This window comes from Streptomyces sp. NPDC054840 (assembly GCF_053611065.1).
The window spans coordinates 1-5,853 of record NZ_JBSGZP010000472.1 but is presented as its reverse complement, the minus strand read 5'-3'; the positions used below and the strand labels follow the sequence as shown (position 1 = coordinate 5,853).

Below are 5,853 nucleotides of genomic sequence, written 5' to 3'. Positions count from 1 at the left end.
GGCCCGGGGCCTGCAGCTGACCGGCGAGGGTGGGCTGCTGCAGCAGCTGACGAAGCGGCTGCTGGAGTCCGCCCTCGAGGGCGAGATTCACCGACCATCTCGGCTATGACAAGCACGACCCGTCTGTTGAAGGGGCGTCTACATGGCCATCATGAGCCCGGACCGACCGGCAAGGGCCAGGCCGCTGGACCATGCGCTGGAAGACCGCCCTCAACGCCTTCGACATCACCTTCGACGGCCGCCTCTCCGCAGCCCGTCAGTAACCCCAACCACCCCGGATACACCGTTCGATTGACAGCCCGGGCCAGGGCAACGGCAAGTTCTCCGCGGCAGCCAGCGGCGGCATGAACTTCAGCGGAGCTCAGATCGCCTCTCAGGGCGAGTGGGACGGGGACGGCTACAACGACCTCGTCGCCCTGCAGCAGCCCTCCGGCATGACCGACAAGAAGCTGTGGACCTACGCCAACAACGGACAGGGCCTGGCGGTCAACAACCCCGTCGAACTCACGGTGACCTGCCCGGTCAAGGACCCCGGCATGGGCTGCGACTACGGTGACAAGTGGAACGGCGACGACCACTGGCACAACGCCGAACAGATCATCACCCCCGGGGACCTCAACGGCGACGGCCAGCCCGACGTCCTGGTCAAGCAGGGCAAGCAGCTCTGGGCCTACTACGCCAGCGTCTTCAACACCCTCGACAGCAACGGACAGCCCGTACTCGTCGGCAACGGCGACTGGGAGAAGTTGTGCTCAACGGGGGCTGGATGTGGCTGGATCCGTCGGTTACCCAGAGGAATTCCTGGCCAGCTCGAGGGGATCCCGCTGCGGGCTCACACTGCGGTCACCGATGTGCTCCGCATTGGACCCAGCCCGTCGGCGCCGAAGGGCGGCAGAACATGCTCCGCGACGGCCCATACCACGTCCCTCGGCGTGACAGCTTCGGTCAGCGCCTCGGTCAGCTCCCCCATCCGGGCGGGCCTGTCTGATGTGCGTGACCGGTGGGTCCTCACTGCTTGTTGTCGGCCGGGGCTTCGGCGTGGGGACCATCAGGCTTGGGACCTCGGGCGTCGGAACCACCGAGGAGGGCGTGGGGGCCAGGGAAGTAGGCGGGCAAGCTCGGGAGTTTGGGGGTTGGGATGGCCGGGGTGGGCACAACGGGTGGGGGGACCACATGAGTCGGCGCGACGGGGTCGCCTTTTTCGGGCATCAGCGCGTCGCGGAACGCCTTCGAGGACGCCGGGTTCTGCTTGCACTGCCACACGCCGTGGGGGCAGTAGTCGGTGATAGTGTGGTAGAGCGGCTTGTGCTGCGCGATCCACTTCAGCATGCGCCGCACGTACTCCGGATTGTCCCCGCGCCGGAACAGGCCCCACTCCGGGTAGGAGATCGGCTTGCCGTGTGCTTTCGCGAAGTCGACCTGCTGCTGGAGTCCGTACGGCTGGGTGATCTGGTCGTCGAAGGTCTGGCCGGGACCCTGGTCGTACGAATCCATCCCGATGACGTCGACCACGTCGTCGCCGGGATAGCACTTCGTCCAGCCGATCGCGTCCGTACCCCGGCTCGGGGCGAAGTCGAACTTGAATTTCTGCCCGGGAACGGACCGCATGGTATTGACGATGCGCCTCCAATACACCTTCCAGTTCTCCGGGTCCGGCGCGCAGCGGTGCGTGTAGGTGATCCCATTCATCTCCCAGCCGAGCACGATCACCGTGTCCGGCACGCCGAGCGACACCAGCCGCTCGGCGAGCTTCTCGAAGTGCCGGTCGTACTGGCCCTGCGCGCCCGCCCTGATCAGCCGGGCGACCTGGCCATCGGGCACCCGGTCCTCATTCTGCTCCTGCATGGGCACATTGAGGACGAACATCCGGCTCCCGTTGCCTTGGCGCCACTGCGCCCAGTCCTCAAGGAAGCTCACGTTCCCCTCGATGCCGGCCCACTTGTCGCCGGGCAGATAGGTGTGGCCGACCCGGATCTCCTTGCCGCCCAGCCAGCGTGACAGGTAAGGGATCCGCGCCACCCCGGCCGGCCCGTAGTCGAGATAGGCGCCCATGGCGATGTCGGAGGCCCCGGGCTGTTCCTTCTCGGGCACCACAAGTGTGGCCCCGGTGGCCAGCAGGCTGGCGGTGACCGTACTGATGCAGGCGATCGCCAGTCGGCGACGCGGTCTGGACATGGCGTCTCCCGAGCCTTCCTGAGTCGGTTTGCTTAATAGAGATGCTAGGCATCACATCCGACGAATGGCCTGCCAGGGACTGCCGTGTAGACCATTAGCGGGTGCGCATGATGCCCCGTGTGGATGTGTCAGAGGGCTCGACCTTCTTGATCGGTTGGGGCTCCCACTCGTAGTAGGGCACCCAGAAGGAGCTAGGGTCTGTCGCGAAAGTGGATCTTGGTCGTTCATGATCACGTCTCGTGGGACGCGGAGATCTGACGAACGGCCAGTCGGTCAGGCTTGAGCCGCTGCTGCCGCAGGGCATCAAGCCTGGTGGCCGCGTCAGGCAGGCCCTTGAGCCCGTCGACGCAGGCTGGGGGCATGGAGTTCCCCGTGTCCGTAGCCCTGGCCCAGTCCGTCTCGGTGCTGCCGAGCGGGGAGGGGTGGTGGTTCGAACCGAAGCTGGACGGCCACAGAACGGTGCTGTGGCGGGAGGAGGGAAGAGTCCGCCTGCAGTCCCGGGCTGGACGCGACGTGACCTCTGCGTGGGCGGATCTCGCCCGCGCGGCCTTGCGGCTGCCCGTCGGCAGCGCGGTCGACGGCGAGGCGGTGATCTACGTCGAAGGCCGGATCGACTTCTCCGCGGCGCAGGGCCGCGCCGCCTCCTCCCCCGCCCGTGCGGCGCAGCTGGCCGCCCGGTGGCCGGCGTTGCCTGCCGCATCGTCCGGCCCCTGACCGTGCCCGCTGCACAGCAGTCCAGGCGCCGGCTACCAAAGATGTCAGGCGTCAAATCCGACAAATGACCTGTCGGGTGACTGTCGCGTAGTCCATTCGCAGGTGCGCACGACGCTGTGCCCGGTGCTCGTGCATGTGCCCGGGCAGGGGTGCAGGCGTGTGGCGGAGGAGACCCGGGTTGAGCTTCCCCGTTGTGTGGAAGGTGCTGATTACTGGTCAGTGCGGGTGCCGGTGGTTCGAAAGCCGCCCGTTCGGCCGTCGCCTGATCGGCGTGGTACTACGCCTCGTATTCGTCGGGATGAGCCAGCCGAGGCCCTTTGGGATGCGGCGGGTTGTACCAGCCGTCGATGGAGGCGAACAGAGCGAGATCGGCGTCGTGCGCGTGACGCAGGTGCTGCGGCGCACGCACTCGGTCTTGATCACGCTGAAGAAGTTCTCCGCGAACGCGGATGACGTGCTGGCGGCGTCCAGGACTGGCGAGCGGCGGGGCCGGCTGGTTGCCGGCGCGCGTCACCGGTGTACCTGATGCTGGCGGGCGTTGTTCGCCGAGCTGGGCTACGGACGGGTCTTCGACCGATTGCATGCCGGTCTGTCGGGCCCGGCGCCCACGAGACCGAGCGGCCGCGCGTTACGACAGGCCCGCCAGCGTCTGGGGCCGCGCCGTTGCAGGCACTGTTCGGTCTGGTCCGCGTCCCGCTGGCCACGACCGCGGTCGCCACGCGGTGGCCCGGGCTGCTGGTGGTCGCGGTCGACGGCACACTGCTGCCGATGCCGGACGCCCCGGCGAATCTCGTGGTGTTCGCCAAGCAGCGGTGCAACAACGGAGCCGGGTCTCGCACGTCGAGCTCGCCACCGCCGAGTGGGCCAACTGGTACAACCACCGCCGACTCCACGGGAGAACGGGACACGTCCCACCTGTCGAATACGAAGCCAATTGCCACCGAGCGACCACGAAACCCGAGGTAACAGCCGCCAGCTGAGATCTCCACCGAACCGAAACCGTTCCACGTGCCCATGCGGTCAGGTGTCACGTCGTCACGGGCACTTGGAGTACGGAACCTTGTTGACGCTCTGGGTGTAGACGGCGGCGGTCCAGCCGCGGCTTGTCGGCGAGCGTGTACCAGATCGCATTGCCGTCGACCGGCTGACCCTTGGCCTTGCACTGGACACGGACCACCGTGCCGGTGAGCACCTTGCCCTGGACCGCGAATTTCGCGCCAGGGCCGGAGCGGACGGCCAGGCCCTTGCCCGCGGCCACGATGCGGTTCTTGGGTACCGCTGGCCGAAGGCGACGTCCAGCGGCGAGTTGCCCACCGGGACGATGAGGGTAACCGTGTCGGTCGCGGTGTTGATCACCGACACCGTGTTGTCGCTGCCGTTGGTGACGTAGGCCTTCGTGCTGTCGGGGGTGACCGCGACGCCGATCGGCGCGGCGCCACCCCGACGGTGGTAGCGACCGTGTCGGTGCCGGCGTTGATCAAGTCGCTTGGTCAGCTCGATGACCTCGGCGAGGGGTTCACCGTAAGTGCCGATGACAGTGCGGATCAGGGTGGCCATCAGTGTGCACGTGTCCGCGCCATCGAGCCAGGCCGCCCCTGTTGAGAGGCGTTCAGGCCGGCATGCTCTTGGAGAATGCTGCACGCAGGTGGTCGTATCGCTCCGGCAGTTACCGGGCCCCTTCCCTCGCCGATCATTTCATCAGCCCGTTCCCACCCCCCGGGCCCGGCATCATGTCGGCCGCCTGTACGGCGGCAGGCGAACGGAGCGTCATGACGGGGTGACTGGCGCACCGGCCGCTAATGTGAGTGCCCCGTCTCCATTCCCGTACGACCCGGCCGGACGACGCCTCACGCGTCTTACGGGCGGGCCGCCGGGATTTCCCGGGGACCGGCCGGCAGCAGGACACCGACTATGGACGGGACCTCCTCGCCACGCCTCACCGGGCCCCCTTATGACGGGCCAGTAATTCCCCTCGGAAGGAAAAGAAGTGAGGATCAAGCGCACGACCGGCAGCGGTCTCGCGAGACGTGCCTGGCTCCTCGCCATGGCGTCCGGACTCCTAGCCGGCCTCGGACTCTCTGTCCCCCAGGCGAACGCCCAACCCTCCCCCACCCGGTATGACGACTCCGTGCTCAGCCGCTTGGGCGAAACCGTCCTGGCAGCCGACGTGGCCGGAACCGCCTGGCACATCGACGACAAGGCCAACCGGCTCGTCCTCACTGTGGACAGCACCGTCTCGGCCGCGGAGCTCTCCCGGATCTGGAAGGCCGCGGGGACCGACGCCGGCGCCTTGAAGATCGAGCCCAGCCCCGGAAAGCTCACGACGCTCATTTCCGGCGGCGACGCCATCTACGCGAACAACTGGCGCTGTTCGCTGGGCTTCAACGTCCGCAGAGGCACCACCTTTTACTTCCTGACCGCCGGACACTGCACCAACGGCACGGGCACCTGGTACTCCAATCCGCAACACACCACGGTGCTCGGCCCCAAGGCTGGCTCCAGCTTCCCGGTGAACGACTACGGTCTCGTCCGCTACTCCAACCTCATGGTCGTGAAGCCGGGAACCGTCGGCAGCCAGGACATCACCTCCGCCGCCAATCCATTCGTCGGCCAGTCGGCCTGTCGCCGCGGCTCCACCACCGGCATCCGATGCGGCAGCGTCACCGGCCTCAACGCCACCGTGAACTACGGCGGCGGCAACATCGTCTACGGCATGATCCGCACCAACATCTGCGCCGAGCCTGGCGACTCCGGCGGTCCCCTCTACTCCCGAAGCACGGCTCTCGGCCTCACCTCCGGCGGAAGCGGAAACTGCACCACCGGGGGCACGACCTTCTTCCAGCCCGTCGTGGAGGCACTCAACGCCTACGGCGTCAGCGTGTACTGAGCCCTTCGTTCCCGACGACGCGGACGTGCCCCTGGCCCAACGGCGGCCGGGGGCACGGTCGTCCCTGTCTACAGGTC

General features: G+C 67.4%; 5 protein-coding genes and 1 pseudogene. 3 read left to right on the top strand and 3 right to left on the bottom strand.

Annotation, left to right across the window (positions count from 1 at the left end; translation table 11 throughout):
* Positions 1-1,008 precede the first annotated feature (1,008 nt).
* Entirely contained in the window at positions 1,009-2,175 is a 1,167-nt protein-coding gene (locus ACWGIU_RS27180) for a glycoside hydrolase family 26 protein (RefSeq protein ID WP_453710031.1), read from the bottom strand.
* Between the two features lie 360 nt (positions 2,176-2,535).
* Here ACWGIU_RS27180 and ACWGIU_RS27175 point away from each other — a divergent pair, with 360 nt between their 5' ends.
* Both ACWGIU_RS27175 and ACWGIU_RS27170 read left to right on the top strand, forming a co-directional pair.
* Positions 2,536-2,889, top strand: coding sequence for an ATP-dependent DNA ligase (locus ACWGIU_RS27175; protein ID WP_453710029.1), 354 nt, complete (start codon positions 2,536-2,538; stop codon positions 2,887-2,889).
* Positions 2,890-3,067: 178 nt separating this feature from the next.
* Positions 3,068-3,415: a hypothetical protein gene (locus tag ACWGIU_RS27170; RefSeq protein WP_453710027.1), complete on the top strand. Its 348-nt coding sequence runs from the start codon at positions 3,068-3,070 to the stop codon at positions 3,413-3,415.
* A gap of 501 nt (positions 3,416-3,916) precedes the next feature.
* Here ACWGIU_RS27170 and ACWGIU_RS27165 read toward each other — a convergent pair.
* Both ACWGIU_RS27165 and ACWGIU_RS27160 read right to left on the bottom strand, forming a co-directional pair.
* Positions 3,917-4,147 (bottom strand): hypothetical protein, encoded by a 231-nt coding sequence (locus ACWGIU_RS27165; RefSeq protein WP_453710033.1) that lies wholly within the window; start codon positions 4,145-4,147, stop codon positions 3,917-3,919.
* 83 nt (positions 4,148-4,230) lie between these two features.
* A pseudogene (locus ACWGIU_RS27160) lies at positions 4,231-4,446 on the bottom strand (hypothetical protein); the annotation flags it as partial.
* A 430-nt stretch (positions 4,447-4,876) separates the two neighbouring features.
* On the opposite strand from ACWGIU_RS27160, the gene ACWGIU_RS27155 reads away from it, so the two are divergent.
* Positions 4,877-5,776: a S1 family peptidase gene (locus tag ACWGIU_RS27155; RefSeq protein WP_453710025.1), complete on the top strand. Its 900-nt coding sequence runs from the start codon at positions 4,877-4,879 to the stop codon at positions 5,774-5,776.
* Positions 5,777-5,853: the final 77 nt, after the last annotated feature.